Source organism: Streptomyces sp. NPDC058052, from assembly GCF_042885515.1.
Classification (GTDB): Bacteria; Actinomycetota; Actinomycetes; order Streptomycetales; family Streptomycetaceae; genus Streptomyces.
The window spans coordinates 88,460-108,424 of record NZ_JBHVRX010000001.1 but is presented as its reverse complement, the minus strand read 5'-3'; the positions used below and the strand labels follow the sequence as shown (position 1 = coordinate 108,424).

37 protein-coding genes and 1 pseudogene are annotated in these 19,965 nt (G+C 70.5%); 34 read left to right on the top strand and 4 right to left on the bottom strand.

Annotation, left to right across the window (positions count from 1 at the left end; all coding sequences use genetic code 11):
* Positions 1-33: 33 nt before the first annotated feature.
* Positions 34-663, top strand: coding sequence for a CGNR zinc finger domain-containing protein (locus ACFVU3_RS00670; RefSeq protein ID WP_390062447.1), 630 nt, complete (start codon positions 34-36; stop codon positions 661-663).
* Here ACFVU3_RS00670 and sodX read toward each other — a convergent pair.
* Positions 567-992: a nickel-type superoxide dismutase maturation protease gene (gene sodX, locus ACFVU3_RS00665; RefSeq protein WP_390062446.1), complete on the bottom strand. Its 426-nt coding sequence runs from the start codon at positions 990-992 to the stop codon at positions 567-569. The genes ACFVU3_RS00670 and sodX overlap by 97 nt on opposite strands.
* Before the next feature lie 142 nt (positions 993-1,134).
* Here sodX and sodN point away from each other — a divergent pair, with 142 nt between their 5' ends.
* Complete coding sequence (gene sodN / locus ACFVU3_RS00660; protein WP_030207400.1) at positions 1,135-1,530, top strand: superoxide dismutase, Ni; 396 nt, start codon at positions 1,135-1,137, stop codon at positions 1,528-1,530.
* 134 nt (positions 1,531-1,664) lie between these two features.
* Here sodN and ACFVU3_RS00655 read toward each other — a convergent pair whose 3' ends face one another.
* Both ACFVU3_RS00655 and ACFVU3_RS00650 read right to left on the bottom strand, forming a co-directional pair.
* Positions 1,665-3,029: a tyrosine-type recombinase/integrase gene (locus ACFVU3_RS00655; RefSeq protein WP_390062445.1), complete on the bottom strand. Its 1,365-nt coding sequence runs from the start codon at positions 3,027-3,029 to the stop codon at positions 1,665-1,667.
* Between the two features lie 409 nt (positions 3,030-3,438).
* Positions 3,439-3,882 (bottom strand): hypothetical protein, encoded by a 444-nt coding sequence (locus ACFVU3_RS00650; protein ID WP_390062443.1) that lies wholly within the window; start codon positions 3,880-3,882, stop codon positions 3,439-3,441.
* Between the two features lie 175 nt (positions 3,883-4,057).
* Between ACFVU3_RS00650 and ACFVU3_RS00645 the strand changes: the two genes are divergently transcribed.
* From ACFVU3_RS00645 to ACFVU3_RS00545, 21 genes and pseudogenes are all read left to right on the top strand, one after another.
* The gene (locus ACFVU3_RS00645) at positions 4,058-4,306 is read left to right on the top strand and encodes a helix-turn-helix domain-containing protein (RefSeq protein ID WP_390062441.1); all 249 of its coding nucleotides are present in this window, start codon (positions 4,058-4,060) and stop codon (positions 4,304-4,306) included.
* 5 nt (positions 4,307-4,311) lie between these two features.
* On the top strand, positions 4,312-4,539 hold the full coding sequence (locus ACFVU3_RS00640) for a hypothetical protein (protein ID WP_390062440.1): 228 nt from the start codon (positions 4,312-4,314) through the stop codon (positions 4,537-4,539).
* Between the two features lie 80 nt (positions 4,540-4,619).
* The gene (locus ACFVU3_RS00635; protein WP_390062438.1) at positions 4,620-4,979 is read left to right on the top strand and encodes a hypothetical protein; all 360 of its coding nucleotides are present in this window, start codon (positions 4,620-4,622) and stop codon (positions 4,977-4,979) included.
* Positions 4,976-5,719, top strand: a complete 744-nt coding sequence (locus tag ACFVU3_RS00630) for a hypothetical protein (RefSeq protein WP_390062436.1) — start codon at positions 4,976-4,978, stop codon at positions 5,717-5,719. Before ACFVU3_RS00635 ends, ACFVU3_RS00630 begins: the two co-directional genes overlap by 4 nt.
* Positions 5,716-5,898 carry a hypothetical protein gene (locus tag ACFVU3_RS00625; RefSeq protein WP_390062434.1) on the top strand — a complete coding sequence of 61 codons (183 nt, stop codon included), beginning with the start codon at positions 5,716-5,718 and terminating at the stop codon, positions 5,896-5,898. Before ACFVU3_RS00630 ends, ACFVU3_RS00625 begins: the two co-directional genes overlap by 4 nt.
* Complete coding sequence (locus ACFVU3_RS00620; RefSeq protein WP_390062432.1) at positions 5,880-6,740, top strand: PD-(D/E)XK nuclease-like domain-containing protein; 861 nt, start codon at positions 5,880-5,882, stop codon at positions 6,738-6,740. The genes ACFVU3_RS00625 and ACFVU3_RS00620 overlap by 19 nt, the downstream gene beginning before the upstream one ends.
* On the top strand, positions 6,737-7,486 hold the full coding sequence (locus ACFVU3_RS00615) for a hypothetical protein (protein WP_390062431.1): 750 nt from the start codon (positions 6,737-6,739) through the stop codon (positions 7,484-7,486). The genes ACFVU3_RS00620 and ACFVU3_RS00615 overlap by 4 nt, the downstream gene beginning before the upstream one ends.
* Positions 7,486-7,686 carry a hypothetical protein gene (locus ACFVU3_RS00610; RefSeq protein ID WP_390062429.1) on the top strand — a complete coding sequence of 67 codons (201 nt, stop codon included), beginning with the start codon at positions 7,486-7,488 and terminating at the stop codon, positions 7,684-7,686. Before ACFVU3_RS00615 ends, ACFVU3_RS00610 begins: the two co-directional genes overlap by 1 nt.
* Complete coding sequence (locus ACFVU3_RS00605; RefSeq protein ID WP_390062428.1) at positions 7,683-7,949, top strand: hypothetical protein; 267 nt, start codon at positions 7,683-7,685, stop codon at positions 7,947-7,949. Before ACFVU3_RS00610 ends, ACFVU3_RS00605 begins: the two co-directional genes overlap by 4 nt.
* The gene (locus ACFVU3_RS00600) at positions 7,946-8,830 is read left to right on the top strand and encodes a hypothetical protein (protein WP_390062426.1); all 885 of its coding nucleotides are present in this window, start codon (positions 7,946-7,948) and stop codon (positions 8,828-8,830) included. The genes ACFVU3_RS00605 and ACFVU3_RS00600 overlap by 4 nt, the downstream gene beginning before the upstream one ends.
* A pseudogene (locus ACFVU3_RS00595) lies at positions 8,827-9,054 on the top strand (WhiB family transcriptional regulator); the annotation flags it as partial. The gene ACFVU3_RS00600 and the pseudogene ACFVU3_RS00595, both read left to right, overlap by 4 nt.
* 263 nt (positions 9,055-9,317) lie before the next feature.
* On the top strand, positions 9,318-10,283 hold the full coding sequence (locus tag ACFVU3_RS00590; RefSeq protein WP_390062424.1) for a hypothetical protein: 966 nt from the start codon (positions 9,318-9,320) through the stop codon (positions 10,281-10,283).
* Positions 10,284-10,291: 8 nt separating this feature from the next.
* Entirely contained in the window at positions 10,292-10,969 is a 678-nt protein-coding gene (locus tag ACFVU3_RS00585) for a hypothetical protein (RefSeq protein WP_390062422.1), read from the top strand.
* Positions 10,969-11,328, top strand: a complete 360-nt coding sequence (locus ACFVU3_RS00580; RefSeq protein ID WP_390062420.1) for a hypothetical protein — start codon at positions 10,969-10,971, stop codon at positions 11,326-11,328. Before ACFVU3_RS00585 ends, ACFVU3_RS00580 begins: the two co-directional genes overlap by 1 nt.
* Positions 11,325-11,621, top strand: coding sequence for a hypothetical protein (locus tag ACFVU3_RS00575; RefSeq protein WP_390062418.1), 297 nt, complete (start codon positions 11,325-11,327; stop codon positions 11,619-11,621). Before ACFVU3_RS00580 ends, ACFVU3_RS00575 begins: the two co-directional genes overlap by 4 nt.
* The gene (locus ACFVU3_RS00570; protein ID WP_390062417.1) at positions 11,618-11,905 is read left to right on the top strand and encodes a hypothetical protein; all 288 of its coding nucleotides are present in this window, start codon (positions 11,618-11,620) and stop codon (positions 11,903-11,905) included. The genes ACFVU3_RS00575 and ACFVU3_RS00570 overlap by 4 nt, the downstream gene beginning before the upstream one ends.
* Positions 11,906-11,980: 75 nt before the next feature.
* The gene (locus ACFVU3_RS00565) at positions 11,981-12,148 is read left to right on the top strand and encodes a hypothetical protein (protein WP_390062416.1); all 168 of its coding nucleotides are present in this window, start codon (positions 11,981-11,983) and stop codon (positions 12,146-12,148) included.
* Between the two features lie 53 nt (positions 12,149-12,201).
* The gene (locus ACFVU3_RS00560) at positions 12,202-12,846 is read left to right on the top strand and encodes a hypothetical protein (RefSeq protein WP_390062415.1); all 645 of its coding nucleotides are present in this window, start codon (positions 12,202-12,204) and stop codon (positions 12,844-12,846) included.
* The gene (locus tag ACFVU3_RS00555; RefSeq protein WP_390062413.1) at positions 12,843-13,112 is read left to right on the top strand and encodes a hypothetical protein; all 270 of its coding nucleotides are present in this window, start codon (positions 12,843-12,845) and stop codon (positions 13,110-13,112) included. Before ACFVU3_RS00560 ends, ACFVU3_RS00555 begins: the two co-directional genes overlap by 4 nt.
* A complete protein-coding gene (locus ACFVU3_RS00550; RefSeq protein WP_390062412.1) occupies positions 13,109-13,633 on the top strand; it encodes a hypothetical protein in 525 nt (174 codons plus the stop codon). Before ACFVU3_RS00555 ends, ACFVU3_RS00550 begins: the two co-directional genes overlap by 4 nt.
* 58 nt (positions 13,634-13,691) lie before the next feature.
* Positions 13,692-14,378 carry a hypothetical protein gene (locus ACFVU3_RS00545; RefSeq protein ID WP_390062410.1) on the top strand — a complete coding sequence of 229 codons (687 nt, stop codon included), beginning with the start codon at positions 13,692-13,694 and terminating at the stop codon, positions 14,376-14,378.
* Positions 14,379-14,454: 76 nt separating this feature from the next.
* Here ACFVU3_RS00545 and ACFVU3_RS00540 read toward each other — a convergent pair whose 3' ends face one another.
* Positions 14,455-14,721 (bottom strand): helix-turn-helix domain-containing protein, encoded by a 267-nt coding sequence (locus ACFVU3_RS00540; protein WP_390062408.1) that lies wholly within the window; start codon positions 14,719-14,721, stop codon positions 14,455-14,457.
* A 188-nt stretch (positions 14,722-14,909) separates the two neighbouring features.
* Between ACFVU3_RS00540 and ACFVU3_RS00535 the strand changes: the two genes are divergently transcribed.
* The 11 genes from ACFVU3_RS00535 to ACFVU3_RS00485 all read left to right on the top strand — a co-directional run bounded on the left by ACFVU3_RS00535 (position 14,910) and on the right by ACFVU3_RS00485 (position 19,788).
* Positions 14,910-15,230: a hypothetical protein gene (locus tag ACFVU3_RS00535; RefSeq protein ID WP_390062406.1), complete on the top strand. Its 321-nt coding sequence runs from the start codon at positions 14,910-14,912 to the stop codon at positions 15,228-15,230.
* Positions 15,230-15,388: a hypothetical protein gene (locus tag ACFVU3_RS00530; RefSeq protein WP_390062404.1), complete on the top strand. Its 159-nt coding sequence runs from the start codon at positions 15,230-15,232 to the stop codon at positions 15,386-15,388. The genes ACFVU3_RS00535 and ACFVU3_RS00530 overlap by 1 nt, the downstream gene beginning before the upstream one ends.
* Positions 15,385-16,188: a hypothetical protein gene (locus ACFVU3_RS00525; RefSeq protein ID WP_390062402.1), complete on the top strand. Its 804-nt coding sequence runs from the start codon at positions 15,385-15,387 to the stop codon at positions 16,186-16,188. Before ACFVU3_RS00530 ends, ACFVU3_RS00525 begins: the two co-directional genes overlap by 4 nt.
* The gene (locus ACFVU3_RS00520) at positions 16,185-16,694 is read left to right on the top strand and encodes a hypothetical protein (RefSeq protein WP_390062400.1); all 510 of its coding nucleotides are present in this window, start codon (positions 16,185-16,187) and stop codon (positions 16,692-16,694) included. The genes ACFVU3_RS00525 and ACFVU3_RS00520 overlap by 4 nt, the downstream gene beginning before the upstream one ends.
* Complete coding sequence (locus ACFVU3_RS00515; RefSeq protein WP_390062398.1) at positions 16,691-17,275, top strand: hypothetical protein; 585 nt, start codon at positions 16,691-16,693, stop codon at positions 17,273-17,275. Before ACFVU3_RS00520 ends, ACFVU3_RS00515 begins: the two co-directional genes overlap by 4 nt.
* Positions 17,275-17,409, top strand: a complete 135-nt coding sequence (locus ACFVU3_RS00510) for a hypothetical protein (protein ID WP_390062396.1) — start codon at positions 17,275-17,277, stop codon at positions 17,407-17,409. The genes ACFVU3_RS00515 and ACFVU3_RS00510 overlap by 1 nt, the downstream gene beginning before the upstream one ends.
* Before the next feature lie 8 nt (positions 17,410-17,417).
* Positions 17,418-17,819 (top strand): DUF6221 family protein, encoded by a 402-nt coding sequence (locus ACFVU3_RS00505; RefSeq protein WP_390062394.1) that lies wholly within the window; start codon positions 17,418-17,420, stop codon positions 17,817-17,819.
* A gap of 292 nt (positions 17,820-18,111) precedes the next feature.
* Positions 18,112-18,693 carry a DUF4352 domain-containing protein gene (locus ACFVU3_RS00500; protein WP_390062393.1) on the top strand — a complete coding sequence of 194 codons (582 nt, stop codon included), beginning with the start codon at positions 18,112-18,114 and terminating at the stop codon, positions 18,691-18,693.
* 14 nt (positions 18,694-18,707) lie between these two features.
* Positions 18,708-18,983 carry an HNH endonuclease signature motif containing protein gene (locus ACFVU3_RS00495; protein WP_390062391.1) on the top strand — a complete coding sequence of 92 codons (276 nt, stop codon included), beginning with the start codon at positions 18,708-18,710 and terminating at the stop codon, positions 18,981-18,983.
* Positions 18,984-18,985: 2 nt separating this feature from the next.
* Positions 18,986-19,174, top strand: a complete 189-nt coding sequence (locus ACFVU3_RS00490; RefSeq protein ID WP_390062389.1) for a hypothetical protein — start codon at positions 18,986-18,988, stop codon at positions 19,172-19,174.
* A gap of 176 nt (positions 19,175-19,350) precedes the next feature.
* Positions 19,351-19,788: an AAA family ATPase gene (locus ACFVU3_RS00485; protein ID WP_390062387.1), complete on the top strand. Its 438-nt coding sequence runs from the start codon at positions 19,351-19,353 to the stop codon at positions 19,786-19,788.
* Positions 19,789-19,965: the final 177 nt, after the last annotated feature.

Below are 19,965 nucleotides of genomic sequence, written 5' to 3'. Positions count from 1 at the left end.
GCCGACCCTAGCCCGCCAGAGTAAGGACTACAAGTGGAACTGGCCTATTACTCGGATTACGCCGTGCGTCTCGTCAACACCGAGGAGCCGGCCCGCGGCAGGGACAGTCTCGGCTCCGTCGAGGCGATCAAGGAACTCTTCGGCCCCGCCGGGCAGATGGCCCGCCGGGTCACCGAGGCCGACCTGCCCCGCTTCCGCGCGATCCGGACCCGGCTGCGGGCCATCTTCACCGCGGCGGACGAGGGCGACCACACCGGCGCGGTCGACCTGCTGAACTCGCTCCTCCTGGAGTTCCCGGTCAGCCCGCAGATCTCCGGCCACGACCACCTCGACGACGAGGGGCGGCCCCGCTGGCACATGCACCTCGCCGACCACTCGTCCAACGCGACCACCGGCTACGCGGCCATCTCCGCGATGGGACTCGCCTTCCACCTCACGGAGTTCGGCGCCGACCGGCTCGGCCTCTGCCAGGCCCCGCCCTGCCGCAACGCCTACCTCGACACCTCCACCAACCGCTCCCGGCGCTACTGCTCCGACCGCTGCGCCACGCGCGCCAACGTGGCCGCCTACCGGGCCCGCAAGCGCCTGGAGGCCGAGCGGTCGGACCTCACCGGCCGCACCGCCGAGAACAGCCAGGAGAGCACCACCCCGGCCGATCGCTGACGCCCCCGCGTCACCGGCCGGTAGCGGCCCAGCACCCGCCCGAGCACCAGCTCGGGCGGCACGGCCCCGAAGACCCGGCTGTCCCCCTCGGCGCCCGGATTGTCCCCGAGCACCCACCAGCCGGCGTCCCGTCGCTCGACCAGCCGCTTCACGACGAGCAGATCCTGCTGGAGCGGATGGCGCAGCACGACGACGTCCCCGATCCGCACGCGCCCGCCGTACCGCACGAGCAGCCGGTCCCCGTGCAGCAGCGTGGGCACCATCGACACCCCCGTCACCTCGGCGATCCCGAACGGCGCCTCGGCCGCCGCGGTAGCCTCCCGCTCCACTCCTGCTCCCCTCGTCGACTCGTACACGAGTCTCAGCCGAACCCCGGACTTTTGACCTAAGCCCCAGGGGGCGCTCGCGAAAACGCCCTTCTCACCGAGTAATCTCCCACTTGAGAAGACGATCACGAGGAAGGACGGCTCAATGCTCTCCCGCCTGTTTGCCCCCAAGGTCAAGGTCAGCGCCCACTGCGACCTCCCCTGCGGCGTGTACGACCCGGCCCAGGCCCGCATCGAGGCCGAGTCCGTCAAGGCTGTCCAGGAGAAGTACCAGGCGAACGAGGACCCGCACTTCCGGGCCCGCGCCACGGTCATCAAGGAGCAGCGCGCGGAGCTCGCCAAGCACCACGTCTCGGTGCTCTGGAGCGACTACTTCAAGGCCCCGCACTTCGAGAAGTACCCCGAGCTCAACCAGCTGGTCAACGACACCCTGAAGGCCCTCTCGGCCGCCAAGGCGTCGACCGACCCGAAGACCGGTGAGAAGGCCCTCGAGCTCATCGCCGAGATCGACCGCATCTTCTGGGAGACCAAGAAGGCTTAACCCGGCCTTCCTCCCTCTGCTGCTCCGCAGCAGGTCAGGGTGCAAATGAAGCGGCCCGCCCGGTCACCCCGAGGCGGGCCGCTCCTGATTTCAAGATCCATTGGGAGAGGTTTGGGAGATGAGGTAGGGAGGCGCTACCCCGACCGGCGGTGAGCCCAGTCGGCGCCGACTTCCTCGCCAGCCGTCTGCGACGCCAGCCACAGCTTCTGCAACCCCTTGGCGATCGCGAGTTCCATCTCTGCCGAGGTGTGCGAGTACGTCCCCTCCACACCCTTGAGCTTGTGCCCCATCCGCTCCTCGACCGCAACCCGCGGGTGCCCCTGCCCGTCGAGCCACACCTTGTGCCCGTGACGGGTGCCGTGCGGAACCATCTCCTCCAGCCCCTTCACGGCTGGCAGTGCCGTCTGCGCGGGCCGGCCGCGCCTCGACGGCTCCTCGTCCCGACCGTTGATCATCGGACCCCAGAAGCGCCCGTAGAACTGATCGTCCACCCGCAACGGCTTCCCTCGCTGCGAGGGGAACACCAGCACGTCGTGTGCCGTCGAGGCGAGCGTCTCCGCCAGCAGGTCGGCGAGGAACGGCGGCAGGATCAGGGTCCGGTAGCTGGAGTACTTCGGCGGAACGAGGGTGAACCCCTTCGGTAGCAGCAGCTTGCGGCCCACCCTGAGACGGGCTTCGATGGCCACGTCGTTCAGGTCAGCGATGTCCTTGGCGCGCTTCGGGTCGGCCAGTCTCAGCTCGGCGATCGACTCGCAGGACTCCCCCTTGGCTACCTCGTGCTTGGCGTGGGTCGACAGCCACTGCCCCTGCCACTGGACGCGCAGGTGCCGGCCGTACTCCAGGCCGAGGAGGCGGAGCTGGTCGCGGCGGAGGCCCGCCACCTCGCCCATCCGTAGGCCCGTGTAGGCCATCGTCAGGATCATGACGCGCCACTGGTCGCCCCGAAGGGACCGGGCGTTCTCCGCCGCGAGGAAGGCTTGCCGCGGGGTGGGCCAGACGTACGTGTCCTCGGCATCGACTGGCGCGTGCCGGCCTCGGCGCTTCTTGGCCTTGCTCGGCATGGGGTTGAAGGGGATGAGGCGCTCATCGACGGCGTCGTCAAGGAGCATGCGCATAACGCCTTCGATGCCGTTGACGTAGTTCTTGCTGTGCCGGTCGGCAAGCTTGTTGCGCCAGGACTTGTAGCCGATGGCCGTGATGTCGCCGAGGGGGGTGTCTTCCCATTGGGGAAGGATGACGGCGTTCAGGCGGCTGAGGTAGGTGCGGTTGCTGGTCTCGGCGACGTCCATCACCTTGGCCCATTCCTCGGCCCACGAGCCGAGGGTCTGCCGTCCGTCTTTGGGGTTGACGAAGACCTTCCGTTTGACGTCGGTCTCCTGTGCCCGGCCGTGGTCGAGTGCGTCTTGCTTCGTCTCGAAGCCGCTCTCGGAGTCGTATCGGCCGTCCGGTAGTTGGTACCGGACTCGCCAGGTGTTGCCGCGCTTCTCCGCGTATGCCACTGCTCCGCCCTCCCGATGCGGACGGTGGCCGACAGGCACCCCTGACTGTCGATCACCTCATCGTGGACTGCTTACGCGGCTGGGCGGAGCGGGCAGCTCGGATGCTGGCACGCGTTGCAGTCTCCTCCTTGACGCCGGATCAGCTCCCGCACCTGCCGCCTGATGGTCGGGTCGGTGCGGACCCTGGGCGTCGCTACGCACACGATTTTCTCGCCGACCTTGCCAGCCATGGCAATGAACCCGGGCCCAGGGTCGTACGCGATGAACTCGTGCATGGGCCTCCCTTCGGTGCGCGATGGAACCCCAGAAACCTGAGCATCACACGCATCGCGTTCGACCGAAAGGCATATGCCGCAAGACCAAATCGAACCCACCGTAACGATGCCGTTACGGCGAAAGGGTTGTACCCCTAGGGGGTTGATTCTTCGTCGCTCGCCGGGATGACGCCTCGCTCGCGGAGCATGTCCACGATCCGCTGCTCCAACTCGGCCGTCTTCCCTGCCGGCGTCTCCGGGGTTACCGCGATGACGGCATCTCGGATGGCCTTGCGGGCGGTCTCGTCGACATTGAGGGCTGGGGCGAACCTAGCCCCGCCGGTCACGTCGCCGGCGAGTGGCGCTTCCGTGGCGCCTTCGAGGATGGCGTGGCATGCGCCAGGCGCCCAGCGGAACGCCTTCTCGATGGCGGCGTACGTGACGTCGCGTACGGGCTGCGCGTTCTCGACGCGCATGTACGTGGTGTGCGTGAGACCTGCCGCCTTCGCGGCGTCCACCTTGTGCCAACCGAGCTCGCGCCGTCGGTGAGCCACCAGGGTGGCGAGTCTCTGCCTGTCGGCAAGGTCGGGGGTTGCCATGCCTCGAATGATCCCAGGAACTTCTAGGCACCGCCAGGAACGGCTTTCAGCCTCTACGACTTCGTAACACCACCTTGAAGCTCTCATAAGGAAGCCGAGCAGGGTTCTAGCAACTCCTGCTAGTTACTGCCTGGTACTGCTAGAAGCTGCTAGCAACTCCTGCTAGCTTCTTCTCATGCAGGCACCCCGACCCACTTTCGAGGTGGACGGGGCGGTTATCCGGAAGATCCGCATGTCACGCGGCATCCCGACAGCCGACCTCGCCCGTCGCATCGGCATCAGTCGCAGCTACCTCACGCGGCTGGAAATCGGCGTACGTCGCCACATGCGGCCGCACACCTACGCGGCACTCCGCCAGGCGCTCGAACTTCCCACCACAGACACCCAGCTCCTCGCCGAAAGCGAGACCACACACCCGAGGTGACTCTCATGGCGCTCACCGCCGTACCCACCATCGAGGACTTCACCGACGTCACCGAGACCGCCCGGCGGCTCGGCATCGGTGCCCGCCGGCTCCGTGACGGCGTGAACCACATGGGCTTCCCCGCCCACCGCATGGGCCGCCGGCTGATGTTCAGCCCGGAGGACCGGGCGGAGATCGCGGCCATGCACCGCATCCCGGCACAGCCGAAGCGGCGCCGCCGTCTCGCGGCCTGACCCCCAGAAACAGAAACGGGGCCGCCGGACCGGGCCTGGTCCCTGCGACCCCTGAACCCCACTACAGAGGAGTGGAATCCATGAACCCCAACCCTACCCCGACGATCGGCCAGCAGGCCGAGGCGCTGCGTCTGGTGGCGCTGCTTGCTGCCGAAAACCCGCTGCTGCCCGCGCCGTACGTCGTGTTCCACACGTACTGGGCGACGAGCGTCACGTTCCAGGTCGACCACTGGGAGTTCGAGGCGTGGCGTGAGGCCCTCGGGTTCGACGTCGAAGGCGTGGAGCTGAAGTCGAACGGTGACTCGTGGCTGTCCGTGCAGGGGCTGGTCGTGCGGTCGGTGGACGGTCGCGACGTGGCGGCGACGATCAAGTTGGCGGGGTGCGGTCTGCCCGCGCTGTCGGAGCGTCCGGCGGACGAGCTGCTGGAGCGTGCCGCGTGAGCGCCCGTGAGGAGCGGCTGGTTACGGCCGACAACCTGTGGAAGATCGACGCCTGGCTGGACGCCGTGGACGTGTACGCGAAGCCGCACTTCGACTACGTGAACAGCCAGCTGGTGAACACCGGCATCAAGTTCGGGAACGGTCCGACGCGGATGACGGCGTTCATCGGGGACACGATCGTGCGCCACGAGAACGGCTCGCACACGGTCCTCTCGGCGAAGGACGCGGCGGAGCTGGACAGGCTGCGGGCCCGGGTCGCCGAGCTGGAGCAGTCGTTGGAGCGGCGTACCTCGCTGCTGCGCGACGTACAGAAGATCGCCCGGAAGCGGACGAACGAGTCTCAGGGGCGGCGCGAGTACGGCGCCAAGCTGAAGGCAAGGAACGCCGAGCTGGAGGCCGCTGCCGCGCTGGTCGCCAAGTTCTGCGCCGACCGGGCCAGCTACATCACCAGCATCCTCAACTGCCACCCGGACAACGCGCACGACTACAACCGGTGGCAGGGCCACGCGGAGTCCCGCCGTCAGCTGTCGGAGGCCCTCGGCCTGCCGGTGGGCTGGCCCGCCGAGGACAAGCTGCCGCCGGTTCCGCAGCAGCGTCAGCAGGAGGACCCGCACGACGGTCCGCTCGCCAGCCGGTACGCCGTCCCCCACGACCTGCCGGCCATCCCCCACCAGACCACCGGCCGCTGCCCGGACTGCAAGGGCACGTTCGAGGACTGCACCTGCGGAGGTGCCGCGTGAGTGACGAACCGCAGTGCCCCGAGGCCCTGTTCAACCCGGTGACCGGCTCGCTCCGTCGGTGTGTCCTCGGAGCCCACGCGGGCTTCGACCTGACCGCCTTGCATCAGACCGAGAACGGCACCCAGTGGCGTGTCTGCACCGAGCCGAAGGAGGGACCCGAATGGGCACCCCCGTTCTGACCCCGCCGGAGATGCGGGACGGTGTGCCGGCTGAGGTGTACCACGCGGACCGTTCGTCGATCTCGTCGTCTGGTCTGCGTGCGCTTCTCGACCCGTCGTGCCCGGCGCAGTTCAAGTACGACCGGGACCAGCCGCCGGCGCCGAAGAAGATGTTCGATCTGGGGCACGCCGCGCACAAGCTGGTGCTCGGTGAGGGCCCGGACCTGGAGGTCGTCGAGGGCGCCCGCTGGGACACGAACGTGGCGAAGGCCAAGGTCCGTGAGATCCGTGCCCGCGGCGCGGTCCCGCTGAAGCAGGCGGAGTTCGATCAGGTCACCGGGATGGCGGAGGCGCTGCGGGCTCACCCCCACGCGGGCCCGCTGCTGAAGTCCGGTACCGGCTTGGCCGAGCAGTCCCTGTACTGGACGGACCCGGGCACCGGTGTGCGGTGCCGGGTCCGGCCGGACTGGATGAAGCAGCTGCCCGGCCTGATCCTCGCCGTCGACTACAAGTCGTGCGCCGACGCCTTGCCGGCGGCGGTGTCCCGGGCGATCCGCGACCGGGCGTACCACCAGCAGGACGCGTTCTACGTGGACGGCATCACCGCCGTCCTCGCCCCCGAGCAGGTCCGCTTCGTCTTCGTGTTCCAGTCGAAGACCGCCCCCTACCTGATCACCGTGCGGGAACTCCACCAGCAGGACCGCGACATCGGCCGCGCCCGCAACGAGAAGGCCCTGCGCATCTACGCCGAGTGCGAGTCCACCGGCTTCTGGCCCGACTGGACCGGGCCCACCACCGAAATCCCGCAGATCGGCATGCCCTCCTGGGACACCGTCCGCCAGGCCGAGGAGTACCTGAAGTGACCGAACTCGCCACCCGCGAGGCCGCGCCCGTCGCGGTCCCCGCCAACCAGACCGTCGACTCCTCGCTGGAGAAGTGGGCCCGCGAAGCGGCCGCCATCTCCGGCATCGCCCAGGCCATCGCCAGCACCACCCTCGCCGGCGCCTACCGCGGGAAGCGCGACGAGATCGTCGCCGTCATCCTCGCCGGGCACGAGCTCGGGTTGCAGCCGATGACGTCGCTGAAATCCATCGACGTCATCCAGGGGCAGCCCGCGCTCCGCGCTCACGCCATGCGCGGCATCGTTCAGGCCCAGGGGCACGAGGTCGAGCTGGTCGAGTCGACCGACACGTACTGCAAGATGCGCGGCCGCCGGCGAGGCGCCGAGGCGTGGCAGTACACGGAGTGGGACATCCCCCGCGCCCAGCGGCTGGGGCTCCTCGGCAAGGACCAGTGGAAGAAGCAGCCGAAGACGATGCTCGTGGCCCGCGCGACGGGCGAGCTGTGCCGGCTGATCGCCTCCGATGCGCTGCACGGCATGCCGTACGTCGCGGAGGAGCTGGAGGGCACCGTGCACGCGGAGGTCGTCCCGCCGCAGGCGCCGCTCAGCATCGCCGCGGTGACCGGTCCGGCCACGCTGCCGGTCGCCCCGGCGCCGGCGGAGGCCGAGTACGCGGTGACCCGCGAGGACACCGACGACACGGTGTGGGAGGACGTCGAGGGTTCGACGGACTGGCCCGAGACCGCGCAGCCCGGCGGCGGTGAGTGATGCGTCTCCCCTTCATCTCCCGCCGCGCCTTCAACGACCTCTGCCTGGCCCACTCCCTGCTCCGGGCCGACCTCGTCAAGGAGCAGTCCGCTCGGCGGGTAGCTGAGGCCAGGGCCGAGGCCCTCGACCGGCGCCTGTACGAGATGCAGCTGGCGACCGAGCTCCACGACCAGCAGCTGCACGCGAAGGGAGAGTCGTGACCGACCTCCAGCCGTGCGGAACGAACGCCGCCTACCACCGCCACCGCGCCTACAACGAGGTCCCCTGCAACGACTGCAAGGCGGCGCACGCTGCCGACCAGCTCGCCCGCAACCAGCGCCGTGCGGCCGATCCGGCGCTGGCCGACATCGCCGGTCACGGAAAGGCGTCGACCTACCAGAACTACTACTGCCGCTGCGAGCTGTGCCGACGTGCCGGGGCAGAGAAGAACCGCATCTTCCGGAACAGGAGGACCGCGCAGTGACCACCGAGTCTCCCGTGGCGGGGCTGACCACCCGCCCCGCCACGGGCACCACCACCGAAGGCCACGGGTCGCCCACCTGGGTCTTCACCAAGAAGTGCCGCTGTGAGATCTGCCGCGCCGCGAAGAACGCCTACCAGCGGCAGGTCTACCGGCTCCGCGGCTACGGCACCTGGCAGCCGTACATCGACGCAACCCCGACGTACCGGCACCTCAACGCGCTGCACGACGCCGGCATCTCCTACAGCCAGATCGCCGAGCAGTCGGGCCTGCACGACGGGCACGTCCGACAGATCGCGTCCGGCCAGTCGAAGCAGGTCCGCCGGGAAACGGAGGCTACTGTCCTCGCGCTCACGGTCGAGGGCATGCAGCGGAAGGTCCTGCCGGTCACGGGCAGCGCGCGTCGTCTCCAGGCGCTCGTCGCGATCGGATGGCCGTTCACGACCCTGGCCACGTACATCGGCCAGAACCCGCGGGGCATCTCCCGGATCAACTACCAGCCGTACATCTTCCGGTCGACGGCTGACGCGATCGTCGCCACCTATGCGCAGCTGAGGGACGAGACGCCCGAGGACCATGGGGTCTCGCTGGTGGGTGCGCAGAAGTCCCGGGCTCTGGCTCGGCGTCGCGGCTGGCCGGATCCGGTGTGGTGGGAGGACTACGGCCACATCGACGACCCGGAGTTCGACCCCGCGGCGGCCGAGCAGGGCCTGTCCCGCAACGAGCTGGGCGACCTGCGGCGGGAGGAGATCGCGCACCTCGGCTCGTACGGGCTGAGCGACGACGTGATCGGCGCCCGGGTCGGTCTGTCCGCCAAGCACGTCCGCGAGGTTCTCCGCGAGCTGCGGACCGGCGAGCGCCGGGACAGGGGGGCGGCCGCGTGATCCCTCTCCTGCCGCTGGAGATCGTCGACGGCGCCGTGTGCGCGCAGACCGACCCGGAGTCCTTCTTCCCGGAGAAGGGCGGCTCGACGAAGGCGTCGAAGAGCGTGTGCTTCGTGTGCCCGGTGCGGGTCGAGTGCCTGGCCTGGGCGTTGGAGCACGACGAGCGGCACGGCGTGTGGGGCGGCCTGTCCGAGCGTGAACGCCGCCGCCTCCGCAAGCCGGCCGCCGTCGAGGAGCCCGAGCCCGTCCCGCAGCCGAAGCCGAAGCCGGTGTCGCGTGGGCCGGTGGAGTGCGGGACGCGCCGTGGCTACCACCGGCACCGGTCGAAGGGCGAGCCCGCCTGTGACCCGTGCCGCCACGCGAACGCGGCCGCGGACCGCCGGCTCCGCACCACCGGCTCCACCCTCCCCGCCGCCTGACCACCCGCCCGGGGCCGTCGCGCCCCGGGCCCGAACCACCCACCCCGCACTCTAGGAAGAAGCCGCACATGCCGTGGGTCCGCCTCGACGACCGCTTCCCGTCGCACCGGAAGGTCGCGCTGCTGTCCGACCGGGCCTTCCGCCTGTACGTGTCCGCTCTCTGCTGGTCCTCCGAGAACCTGACCGAGGGCCGGATCCTGGAGAAGGAACTCCCCCTCATCACCCGGGTCCGCGGGATCAAGACGGTCGCTGCCGAGCTGGAGGCGGCCGGCCTGTGGGACCGGGCCGAGGTGGGGTGGGTGATCCACGACTACCTGGAGTACAACCCCGGCCGGGCGAAGGTGAAGGCCGAGCGGGAGGCGAACGCCGCCCGGCAGCAGGCGTGGCGGGACCGGAAGAAGGCGGAGCGCGAGGCGAAGCGTAACGGCAACCGTAACGGCGTTACGCCCCCCTCGGATTCCGCCCCGGATGACGCGACGGACGCACGACGGCGACACGACGGCGACACGAACGCGCAGCGAACCGACGCCGAGAATCAGTCATCGTCGCAGGTCAGCGGGATTCGTAACGGCGTTAGTAACGGCGCCCCGTCCCGTCCCGTCCTTCCTTCTCCTTCGGAGAAGGAGAAGGAAGACGTTAGTAAGACAGACGGCCCACCCCCCGGCGCCTCCATCGCACACATCGGAGACCGCCCGCGGATCCCCGCCAGCTGCGAACCCCTCGTCACCGCCCTCCAGGCCGCCAACCTCTTCGTCGGCTGGGAACTCACCAGCAGCGAATGGCTCCTCATCGAGGCCCTCATCCGCCGCTGCGGCCTGCCGGCGCTCGTCACCTCCGCCAACGCCAGCTGGCAAGGAGCCCGGACACCTCCCCGCTCCGGCCGCTACTTCCTTCCCGCCTGGCGCCAACTCCCCGACGCCGCACCCGCGGGCACCCCCGTCCCCTCGCTGGCACCCGTCCACCAGCTCAACGGCACCGACGCCAAGGCGGCCGGCTGGCTCGCCATCGACGCCAAGTACGCCAACGACCTCTAGGACCACACGTGAACGTCTCCGAAGCGGCCAGGCTCCTGGCCATCTGCTGCGGGTTCGACAACCGGCAGCCCTCCGAACTCGCCGCCCAGGCATGGGCCGCCGCACTCCACGACGTGCCCCTCGACCAGGACGCCAAGGACGCCGTCGTCCGCTACTACTCGACCACCCCGAAGAACCCCGAGACCCGGCTGTGGATCATGCCGCACCACGTCCGGGACCTCCGCGCGAAGATCCGGGCCGAGCGTCTGGAGAACTTCGCCTACGAGGGCGACCCCGACGAGACCCCGCTCGAGTACCTCGCCCGCTACCGCGGCCAGCTCGAGGCCGTCGCCTCCGGTGCCGTACCCGCCCCGTCGACCGCGCCGATGCTGGAGGGCGGTCCGCACCCCGTTCTCGCCGAACTCATCAGCGGCGCCGTGCCAGCCGTAAACGCCGACGGCGGCCCCGAGCCCCGCCCGACCGTCGAACGCCGCGCCACGGGCCCCCTGGGCGTCATCTGCCCCGACTGCGCCGCCGCCATCGGCCGCCCCTGCAAGTCGGCCTGGCGCCGCAAGCCCCGACAGCCGCACCCCGCCCGCAAGAGGGCCGCCGCCGGCGAACCCATCCGCCTCACCGACCAGGCCGAGATCGACGCCCGCCGCCACCTCTCCGCCAACCGCCTCGACCCCATCACCGAGGAGTCCTGATGCCCATCCGCCCGGAGAACCGCAACCGGTACCCCGCCAACTGGCCGGAGATCAGCCTCACGATCCGCACCGAGCGCGCCGCCGGACAGTGCGAGTGCCTCGGCGAGTGCGGGCGAGGCACCCACCCCGGCCGCTGCCCCAACCAGAACGGCGGCACGGCGTACGGCACCGGTTCCCGGGTCGTGCTCACCGTCGCCCACCTCGACCACACCCCGGAGAACTGCGACCCGGCCAACCTCCGCGCCATGTGCCAGGGCTGCCACCTCCACTACGACCGCGACCACCACCGGCAGACCGCCGCCGCTACCCGCCGCGCTGCCCGTGAGGCCGCCGGACAGATGGCCCTGGAGCAGCCGTGACCGACATCGACGTCCGCGACATCGCAGCCCTCCGCGCCCAAGGCAGCCTCGGCGAGTTCCTCCGCCACACCCGCGAGCAGGAGGCCATCGCCAACACCCAGCGGAAGCGCCTCGCCTACCGGCACCCCGACCTCGTCGACCAGCTCCGCCTCATCGGCCAGGACCCGTGGAACGGACGCATCCCCCCCGCCGAATGGGGCGGCGCCATCAACACCAGCCCCATCCGCGCCCAACTCCTCGCCATCGTGGTCGAGGCCGAGAAGCGCACCAGCCAGCAGCAGGCCGCCGCGTGACCCCGGCCCAGCGCCTCGCCGGCGCCCGCGCCCACCTCGACCAGGCACCCGCCACCCACGTCCCCGGCCAACTCCTCCTCGACGAAGCCATCCCCGACGGCACCTTCGGCGGCCCCCACAACCCCGCCCCGTCCCCGCGGCCACCCCTCCGCCCCTGGACCCCCCAGGAGCAGAACGAGCACCGCCGCGCCCTCCTCGAAGCCCTCGACGGCTGGGACTGGCACGACGACTACGCCGAAGCCCGCCGCACCCGCGAACGCGACCGCCGACGCAAGACCGCCTGACACGCACACGGTCCCGCTCGCAGGCAGCGCGAGCGGGACCGCCCCCAGCATCCCACCAACCACCAGGAGCAGCACATGCCCATCACGCCCACGTACCGCGTCCAGTGCGACGTCTGCTTCGGCCACATGGACGGCGAGTACGACACCCGCGAGGACGCCCAGGACGCCCGCAAGGACCTCGGCTGGGACGACCCCAACGGCGGCACCGCCTGCCCCGAGCACAACACCCGCCCCTCCGCCTGACCCTCTGTCGTCGGGCCGTCCTCCGGGACGACCCCCACCACCAGGAGCCCACCGTGACCTTCGAGATCCGCGACTACTACGGCGACCACCTCACCGCCCGCCCCACCGCCATCGCCCAGCAGGCAGGTGAGCCGCCCCTTCCCGCCGTCGGCATCCAGGTCGAGAACGGCATCACCCTGTACCTGCCCACCAGCCGCGTGGAGGAGGTGGTGGCCGGGATCCGGGACGCCGCCCGCACCGCCGCCCGCCAGACCACCCCGCACGCCTGCGACAACTGCGCCGGCATCGACCCGGCGTCCTGCCTCACCAACCCGGACCGCGCCGCCCGCCAGACCACCGGACAGGACGACACCGGGGCAGCGTTCACCACCGTGCCCCTGTCCGGGTTCCAGCCCGGCCGCATGACCATGACCGCCCCCGCTGTCGGGCAGCCGGCCGAAGCACACGACACCGAGCAGTTGGTGCCCGTCGGCTGGTGGTGCTGGCGCGGCAACGACCACGGCCACCTCGCCGACACGGCCTGCCGCAGCGACAACGTCCCCATCCACGTTCCCGCCGAATGGGCCGACGAGATGCGGGCCGTCATCCAGCACCTCACCGACGACCACGACCCCGGCGACGACTGCACGTGGGTCACCCCCGAGGAGCAGGACGCCGAGACCCTGGCCGCAGCCGACACCGTGGAGGACCAGCGATGACCCAGCCCACCCCCGCCCCACTCGGCACCCGCCGCACCACCTGGGCCACCGCCACCGAACTCCAGCAAGCCGCCGACACCCTCCGCACCGCTGCCCCCAGCCTCGAAGGGCCCCTCGCCGGCCTCGCTGACCCCGTCGCGAACTGGCTCGACGAAACCGCCAACGCCCTCGCCTGGCTCGCCCCCTTCCGCGAGCACGAGCCCGGCCACCGCATGTGGCAGACCGCCACCAACGTCGCCCGCGCCATCAACGGGAGCCAGCCGTGACCCAGCCCCACGCCGTCCGCCGACAGCGCGCCACCGACCGCGCCAACCGCCATACCACCCTCCGCACCCTCCTCGACCGCCTCGACCGCCTCACCCCCGCCGACGCCGACCGCCTCCGAGACTGCGTCCTCACCGACCTCGCCGAAGCCGAGGACCTGCGCCGCACCATCAGCGGACAGACCCGAACCGTGGAGGAGATGAACGGACGCATCGCCGCAGCCGACCAAGCGATCCGCGAAGTCGAGCAGGAACGGGACGCCGCACGCGCCGACCTCGACCAGGTGCGCGCCGACGCCCAACTGCTCCTCGACAACGGCGCCAAAGCCATCAACGAACAGAACTGGGCACGACACCACGCCGAGGAACGCGCCAAGAAGGCCGAGGCCGCCATCGCACGCGTCCGCGCCGAGTGCGACCGAATCGAGTCCGCCGTCAACGACAACCCCACCAACGGCGACCTCATCGGCGGATACCTCGCCTGCCTCCGCCACATCCGCGCCGCCCTCGACAGCACCACCTGACCCGGACACCCCCCCCAGGCCGCCCCACCACCCGGGGCGGCCCGCACCAAGGAGCACCGTGACCACCACCCGCGCAGCCCTCCACCTCCTCGGCCTCCGCTGGGACGACCTCACCGACAGCCTCGGCGCCCCCACCAGCCGCACCTGGTACGGCACCGGCATCCGCAACCACCTCGCCGACACCCGCGACCCCGACACCACCACCACACCCACCCCCATCCGACAGGCCGGCGACAAACCCGTCGGCCCCCGCCCCATCCCCATCCGCCTCGACATCCACGAGACGATGCTGGCCATCACCCACGACATGAGGGACTGCGCCGACCTCATCGCCTCCCGCATCCAGATCGCCCCCCTAATCGCCAACCCCCACGGACTCGTCCTCTCCCCACGCAAAGCCGCCCGCCGAAAGGACCGAGCCGCGCACGACGCCGCCGACCCCCGCCGCTGGCCCATCGGCGCCGCCCTCCCCCTCGAATCCGCCCTCAACTGGCTCACCGCCCGCGTCAACGCCCTCCCCGGACCCTTCCGACTCCTCGCCGACACCGACCACCACGACATCCGCGCCAGCGTCCGCACAGCCCTCTGGCGCGCTGAACAAGCCCTCGACCGAGGGGAACACACCGCCCTCCCCCTCGCCCGCCCCTGCCCCCACTGCGGCGGCCAGGTCACCCTCCGCGGCCCCCGCGCCTCATGCGCCGGCTGCCACACCCAGTGGACCGACCGACCCGCCATCGCCGCCTGACCTGCGCGCTTCGGAGCGCCCCGAAGCGTCCGGGCACGCAGAAGCCCCCGCCGAACATCCGGACGGGGGCTTCGTGCTACTCGGAGGCCGGTGGGTCTGTGTCCTCGGCGAGGATCTGCCGAACGCGCCCGAAGCTGATGTCCAGCTCCTTCGCAATCTGCCGGTACGTCATGCCCCCGTCGTGCATCTCCCGCACGGCCTGCTGCCGCTCACGCCGGACCCGCTCCTGCACGGAGTTGAGCATCTCCGTGAGCCGTCTCGCCCGAACCGCCGGCGGCTGCCCCGCGGCGATGGCGTCGATCGCGTCGAGCACGCGCTGCACCTCCTCTGCCTCGTCCTCCATGCCGTCCCTCCGGTGTGTCGGGAGGCGGATCTACGTAGCCGTCTTGTGTAGTGAGCCTACACGCGTGTAGCGTGACTACACAACGGCCCGGAGCCCACCTCCAGCCGTACGCAAACGGCCCCGACCGGAGTTCGCAGCTCCACAGGCCGGGGCCAGCTATCCCACCTGACCAACCAGGAGAGACAGCTATGGCACACCGTACCCACCCCACCCAGCCCGATGAAGCCCTGCGCCAGGTCCACGCCCAGGCCCTCCACAACGTGGTCGGCTCGATCGCCGTCCTCATCGCCGACTACCTCACCGAGATCCGGCCGACGGACCGCATCGTCGAGGCGTCCCGACGGCACCTCGCCGCCTCCTACGCCGCCGACCGCGCCGGCCACGACCCCGAGCACGCCACCGAGGTTGTCGGGGCGCTCCTGCGGCTGCTCCCCTCCCCGCGGCTCACGGAGACGAGGGGCGAGTACGCCCTCCGGCTCCGCGCGATCGTCGGAAGGACGCACGTCTGATGGACACCCCCCGCTACGAGCCGGCGCCCGAGCCCGACCGCACCCCGCGGCCGAACCCCATCGTCGACGCCCCGGCCACCCACGCCGCATGCGCCCGCGACTACGACCAGGCCGCAGCCGTCCGCGACACCATGAGCAAGCAGGAGCACACCCGATGAGCCCCCGCACCCGCACCCGTACCGACTGGGTCCTCCGCGGCGCACTCGCCTGCACCCTCATCGGCACCGCCCACGCCGAGTACACCCTCGCCGTCGCCACCGGAGTGCACCCCTGGGTCGCCGCCTGCGTACCCGGCGCACTCGACCTCTACGTCATCCGCGCACTCCAGGTCCGCCGAGACGTCTTCCTCGCCGTACTCGTCATGTGCGCCGTCAACGTCGCCAGCCACCTCGTCACCGCCGGCGTACTCGCCGTCGACTGGGCCCTCATCTCCGCCGTAGGTGCACTCGCACCCCTCGTCCTGTGGCGAGTGCACGCCCTCTGGCACACCCGCACCCGCAAGGAACTCCTCTGGGACGTTCCCGCGGGCACCAGGGACCTGATCGAGGCCGGGCAGAACGCACCCGCACCCGCCGAGGTGCACCCGGCGCCTGTCGACCCCCCGCCGCCCGCACCTGAGGTCGAGAAGTGCACCCACGGCTGGCCCGTCGACTGGCACTGCACCGAGTGCACCCCCGAGCCCCCCGCCGAAGTCGCACCCGTACCCGCCCCGCCCACCACGAGTGCACTCGCACCCGAGACCGAGCCCGCACCCGAGACCACACCCGCGGACACCGAGGACGACGACTCAGACGCCGAGTTCATGGACGCCGCCCGCACCCACTGGGACGACGTCACCGCCAAGACCGGTGCACCCCCGAGTGCGCGCTCCATCAAGGCCGCACTCGCCATCGGCCAGACCCGAGCCGGACGCATCCGCACCCGCCTCCTCAACGAGAACAAGAAGGTGCACCCGTGATCTGGGCAACCCGTGGCGCCATCGTCGTCGGTCTCGCCGTCCTCGCCTGGTACCTCATCAAGCGCTGGTGGCCCGGCCTCAAGCCCCTCCAGGCCAACCCCGTCCAGCACGCCGGCCGCCTCCTCCCCTTCCTCGCCGGATGGGCCTACGGCGCCCTCGGAGTCCTCGCCGTCGGCGGACTCATCGGCTGGGCCTTCGACGGCATGCTGTGGATCACCAACTGGCTCGGCGACATCGCCCTCGTCCTCGGCGTCGACGGCGAAGCCGGCATCTCCTCCCGCGGCACCTACCTGCCCCTCACCGCCGACGGCGCCGGACTCATGGTCATCCTCACCGTCGCGTTCATCGCCGCCATCAAGGCCACCAAGAGCGGACCCGACCTCAAACTGGGCACCTGGTGCGGCCTGTCCCTCGGCACCTCGTCCAGCATCGCGGGACTCGCCGCCGTCCCCCTCGCCCAGGCCACCAACGCCTCCGGGCAGGTCCTGTTCGGGTGGATCGGATGACCGCGGCCCCTGAGCCCGTCGAGCAGCCCGCGGGGGAGCCGTCCGGCGCCTCCCGGGCCGCCGGCGGCTGCGTGGTCGCCCTCGGCATCGGTGCGGCCCTCGGCGTCGTCTACGCCTACCCGGACGTCGGCGTGTACACCGCGGGGCTCGTCACCGCCGCCGGAGTCCGCAAGGCGCGCGGCTGGGTCGCCAAGCGCCGCCGGGACGCCCCCGACGACGTCGAGCCCGAGCTGGAGCCAGTCGACATCGTGGCCGTTCTCCAGGCCCTCGGTGAGGGCGGGAACGGTGTCCTCCTCACCGCCCTCCGCGAGGCCGCGGAACTCCCCGACACCAAGACCGTTCGCCACCTCCTCGACGAGGCCGGCATCCGGGTTCGCGCGGGAGTCCGCACCCCCGCCGGCAACGGACCCGGCGTACACGCGGACGACATCCCGCCCCCCTCCCCCACCACTTCCAGCCCCTCTCAGGACCGTTGTTCTTGCAGCTCAGGGGCCGCCAACGCCAACACCAACAACGACCGTGTGGACATCGTCCAGGACCCCGACAACCCCCACCACTGGCTCGTAAAGGAGCGCGTCTGATGGCACTACGCAAGCCCAAGGTCGAGCCGTCCGACCCGCGACTGAAGGGCCACGAGACGACCTACAGCAGCAGCCGCGGAGGCTGGGTCAAGCCCCCGCAGAAGCCCACGCCCGGCACGCCGAAGGAGCGATGATGGAGCGCATGGACGACCTCGTGCAGTTCCTCCTCGCCCGCCTCGACGAAGACGAACGGGACGCCAAGGCCCGGCGCGGCATCTTCCCCTCACCGAGCGTGCAGGACGACGGCTACGTCTGGCTGCACATCCGCCCGGGCGGCAACGCCGTGATCACGCGGTACCCCCGGCCCGTCGAGGGCTACGACGACATGGCGAAGCTGCGGAACTGGGCCGACACCGAACACGGGTGGACCCAGGAGCGGGTGCTGGCCGAGGTCGAAGCCAAACGGCAGATCCTGGAGCTGCACACCGAAGGCTCCAGTCTCTTCTGCGCACACTGCGAGCACGAACCACCGTGTCCGACGCTGCGCCTCCTCGCCCTGCCGTACGCCGACCACCCGAACTACCGCGACACGTGGCGGCCATGACACCCCGTTGCCAGTCCCCGGTCGTACCGTAGGACCATCAGTGCACGCTGCTGCTCGAAGAGAAGCCCCGCCGACGTGGAACCCCGGCGGGGCTTCTTCGCGCCCACGTTGCATAGACGAGACGTCTCGTCTACAGTCACAGGCAGTTCCGGCATGCCCGGAAGCTGGCAGAGGGTGCATGGGGCAGTGCGCGAGTGGCCCCGGTCGATCCCCCCGACGACCGGGGCCACAACCACGTCACAGAACGAACACAGCCCCCACACACAGACGCCAAGCCCGGCAGGCTGACCCGATGCGCATCAAGCCCATCACCATCACCGCCGTAACCCTCCTCACCCTCACCGCATGCGGCAACGACAAACCCGCGACCCCGGCGCCGGCCAGCCCGACCGTCAGCAAGACCAGCGTGAGCCCCGAGCCCACCCCCAGCACCCCGAGCTCCACCCCGACCGACACGACCTACACGATCGGCGAGACCGCCAAGGTCACCATCGAGGACGTCAAGTTCACCGTCGCCGCCCTCAGCTACACCCAGCCGGTCAAGGGTCCCCAGCCGCCCGACCCCGCCACCCAGGGTGGCAACGTGTGGGCCACCGTCGAGGCGAAGGTGTGCAGCGAGGCCGGCAGGACCCTGACCGTCACCCAGTTCCCCTGGTCCCTCGCTTACGCCGACGGCACCGTCGTCAAGGTCACTGGCAGCAGCGGCGGCGACATGCCGAAGCCGGAGTTCCCTATGGACCAGCCCGTGAAGAACGGCCGGTGTGTCAAGGGCAAGATCTCGTTCCCGGTCATGAACGACCAGCGGCCGGCCTACGTCGTCTACGCCCCCGAGACACTGGCCGCAACCCCCATCGAGTGGGCAATCCCGAAGTAGCACTGGAGGCGCCCGTGGCCAGCAACCCCCGCAACGGGCGCCCCTACCGCCGCCTCGTAGCCGCCCAGAAAGCCAAGGGCTTCCCCTGCGCACGCTGCGGCGGCTACATCAACCCGGCGCTCGACCCGCGGTCGCCCTGGTCATTCACCCTCGACCACATCGTCCCCCTCAGCCGCGGCGGCAGCCTCCTCGACCCCGCCAACGCCCGCTCGATGCACCGCCGGTGCAACAGCGCCAGGGGCAACCGCACGGCCACCACAGCGCCACTCAGAGCCTCACGGAGGTGGTGAGCGTGGCTTTCCTCACCCGTCGGCTGACCGGCCGCTGCGAGACTCACGACAGGCCGTCACAACCCCGCATCCGCGACCTGGAACAGCAGTTCGACATCGAGCCCAGCGCCACCCCGGACAACTTCGTGGAGGCGTACAGCAACCCGGACCTCATCGACTGCGGCCACCACTGGTGCCAGCAACGGAGGTGACGTGGCCACCACGGACGCACACCTCGCCGTTGCCCTCTGGCTCATCACAGCAGCAGCCGGCATCAGCCTCGCGCTCGGTAACGGGACCGCGATCAACGGAGTGGTGGGCGCCGGCATCCCCGCCCTCGCCGCCTCAGCCGCAGCGATCCAGAGCCACCGCCAACGGAGGTGACGCCGTGCTGTACGTCGTCACCGGCCCACCAGCCGCAGGGAAGAGCAGCTGGATCCAGGCCCACGCCACCGCACGTGACATCGTCATTGACCTCGACCTCATCACCCGCGCACTCACCGGCCCCGGCGCACCAGCCTGGAACCACGAACCCATCGCCCAACGCGTCGCCCAGCGCGCCCGGTACGCAGCCATCGACGAGGCATGCCAGCACCTGGACAAGGTGGACGTCTACCTCATCCACACACTCCCCAGCGCCAAGTGGATGGCCCGCTACCGCCGCCTGGAGGCACAGGTAGTAGCAGTCGACCCAGGCGAACAGATCGTCATGCAGCGGATCGAAGCAATGCGGTCACCAGAGATGAAGGCCGTCGCGACCAAGTGGTACCGGCAGCGAGCCCGCCTCCCCCGGCCAGCCATGCCCCAGGCATCCCGCGACTGGTAACCCAACGCCACCATCACCCCACCCCCAGACACCTCACCCGTAGTCACATAGCGCCACGAACCAGGGCATCCAAGCCCCGATCAGGCAGCGCCGATACGGGCCGACCCGGGGAGGTGGGTCAAAAATCCAGCCCAGGGGCGGGCGACCCAAAAGCTCTCGTCGCCCGGTTTTTTACAC

Coding starts and splice junctions, on each gene's coding strand:
- ACFVU3_RS00650 (WP_390062443.1), bottom strand. CDS start 3,882: ATGGCAACCCCCGACCTTGCCGACAGGCAGAGACTCGCCACCCTGGTG.
- ACFVU3_RS00505 (WP_390062394.1), top strand. CDS start 17,418: ATGGACGACCTCGTGCAGTTCCTCCTCGCCCGCCTCGACGAAGACGAA.
- ACFVU3_RS00500 (WP_390062393.1), top strand. CDS start 18,112: ATGCGCATCAAGCCCATCACCATCACCGCCGTAACCCTCCTCACCCTC.
- ACFVU3_RS00620 (WP_390062432.1), top strand. CDS start 5,880: ATGGGCACCCCCGTTCTGACCCCGCCGGAGATGCGGGACGGTGTGCCG.
- ACFVU3_RS00590 (WP_390062424.1), top strand. CDS start 9,318: ATGCCGTGGGTCCGCCTCGACGACCGCTTCCCGTCGCACCGGAAGGTC.
- ACFVU3_RS00530 (WP_390062404.1), top strand. CDS start 15,230: ATGGACACCCCCCGCTACGAGCCGGCGCCCGAGCCCGACCGCACCCCG.
- ACFVU3_RS00555 (WP_390062413.1), top strand. CDS start 12,843: ATGACCCAGCCCACCCCCGCCCCACTCGGCACCCGCCGCACCACCTGG.
- sodN (WP_030207400.1), top strand. CDS start 1,135: ATGCTCTCCCGCCTGTTTGCCCCCAAGGTCAAGGTCAGCGCCCACTGC.
- ACFVU3_RS00565 (WP_390062416.1), top strand. CDS start 11,981: ATGCCCATCACGCCCACGTACCGCGTCCAGTGCGACGTCTGCTTCGGC.
- ACFVU3_RS00645 (WP_390062441.1), top strand. CDS start 4,058: ATGCAGGCACCCCGACCCACTTTCGAGGTGGACGGGGCGGTTATCCGG.
- ACFVU3_RS00525 (WP_390062402.1), top strand. CDS start 15,385: ATGAGCCCCCGCACCCGCACCCGTACCGACTGGGTCCTCCGCGGCGCA.
- ACFVU3_RS00640 (WP_390062440.1), top strand. CDS start 4,312: ATGGCGCTCACCGCCGTACCCACCATCGAGGACTTCACCGACGTCACC.
- ACFVU3_RS00610 (WP_390062429.1), top strand. CDS start 7,486: ATGCGTCTCCCCTTCATCTCCCGCCGCGCCTTCAACGACCTCTGCCTG.
- ACFVU3_RS00580 (WP_390062420.1), top strand. CDS start 10,969: ATGCCCATCCGCCCGGAGAACCGCAACCGGTACCCCGCCAACTGGCCG.
- ACFVU3_RS00540 (WP_390062408.1), bottom strand. CDS start 14,721: ATGGAGGACGAGGCAGAGGAGGTGCAGCGCGTGCTCGACGCGATCGAC.
- ACFVU3_RS00510 (WP_390062396.1), top strand. CDS start 17,275: ATGGCACTACGCAAGCCCAAGGTCGAGCCGTCCGACCCGCGACTGAAG.
- ACFVU3_RS00635 (WP_390062438.1), top strand. CDS start 4,620: ATGAACCCCAACCCTACCCCGACGATCGGCCAGCAGGCCGAGGCGCTG.
- ACFVU3_RS00535 (WP_390062406.1), top strand. CDS start 14,910: ATGGCACACCGTACCCACCCCACCCAGCCCGATGAAGCCCTGCGCCAG.
- ACFVU3_RS00515 (WP_390062398.1), top strand. CDS start 16,691: ATGACCGCGGCCCCTGAGCCCGTCGAGCAGCCCGCGGGGGAGCCGTCC.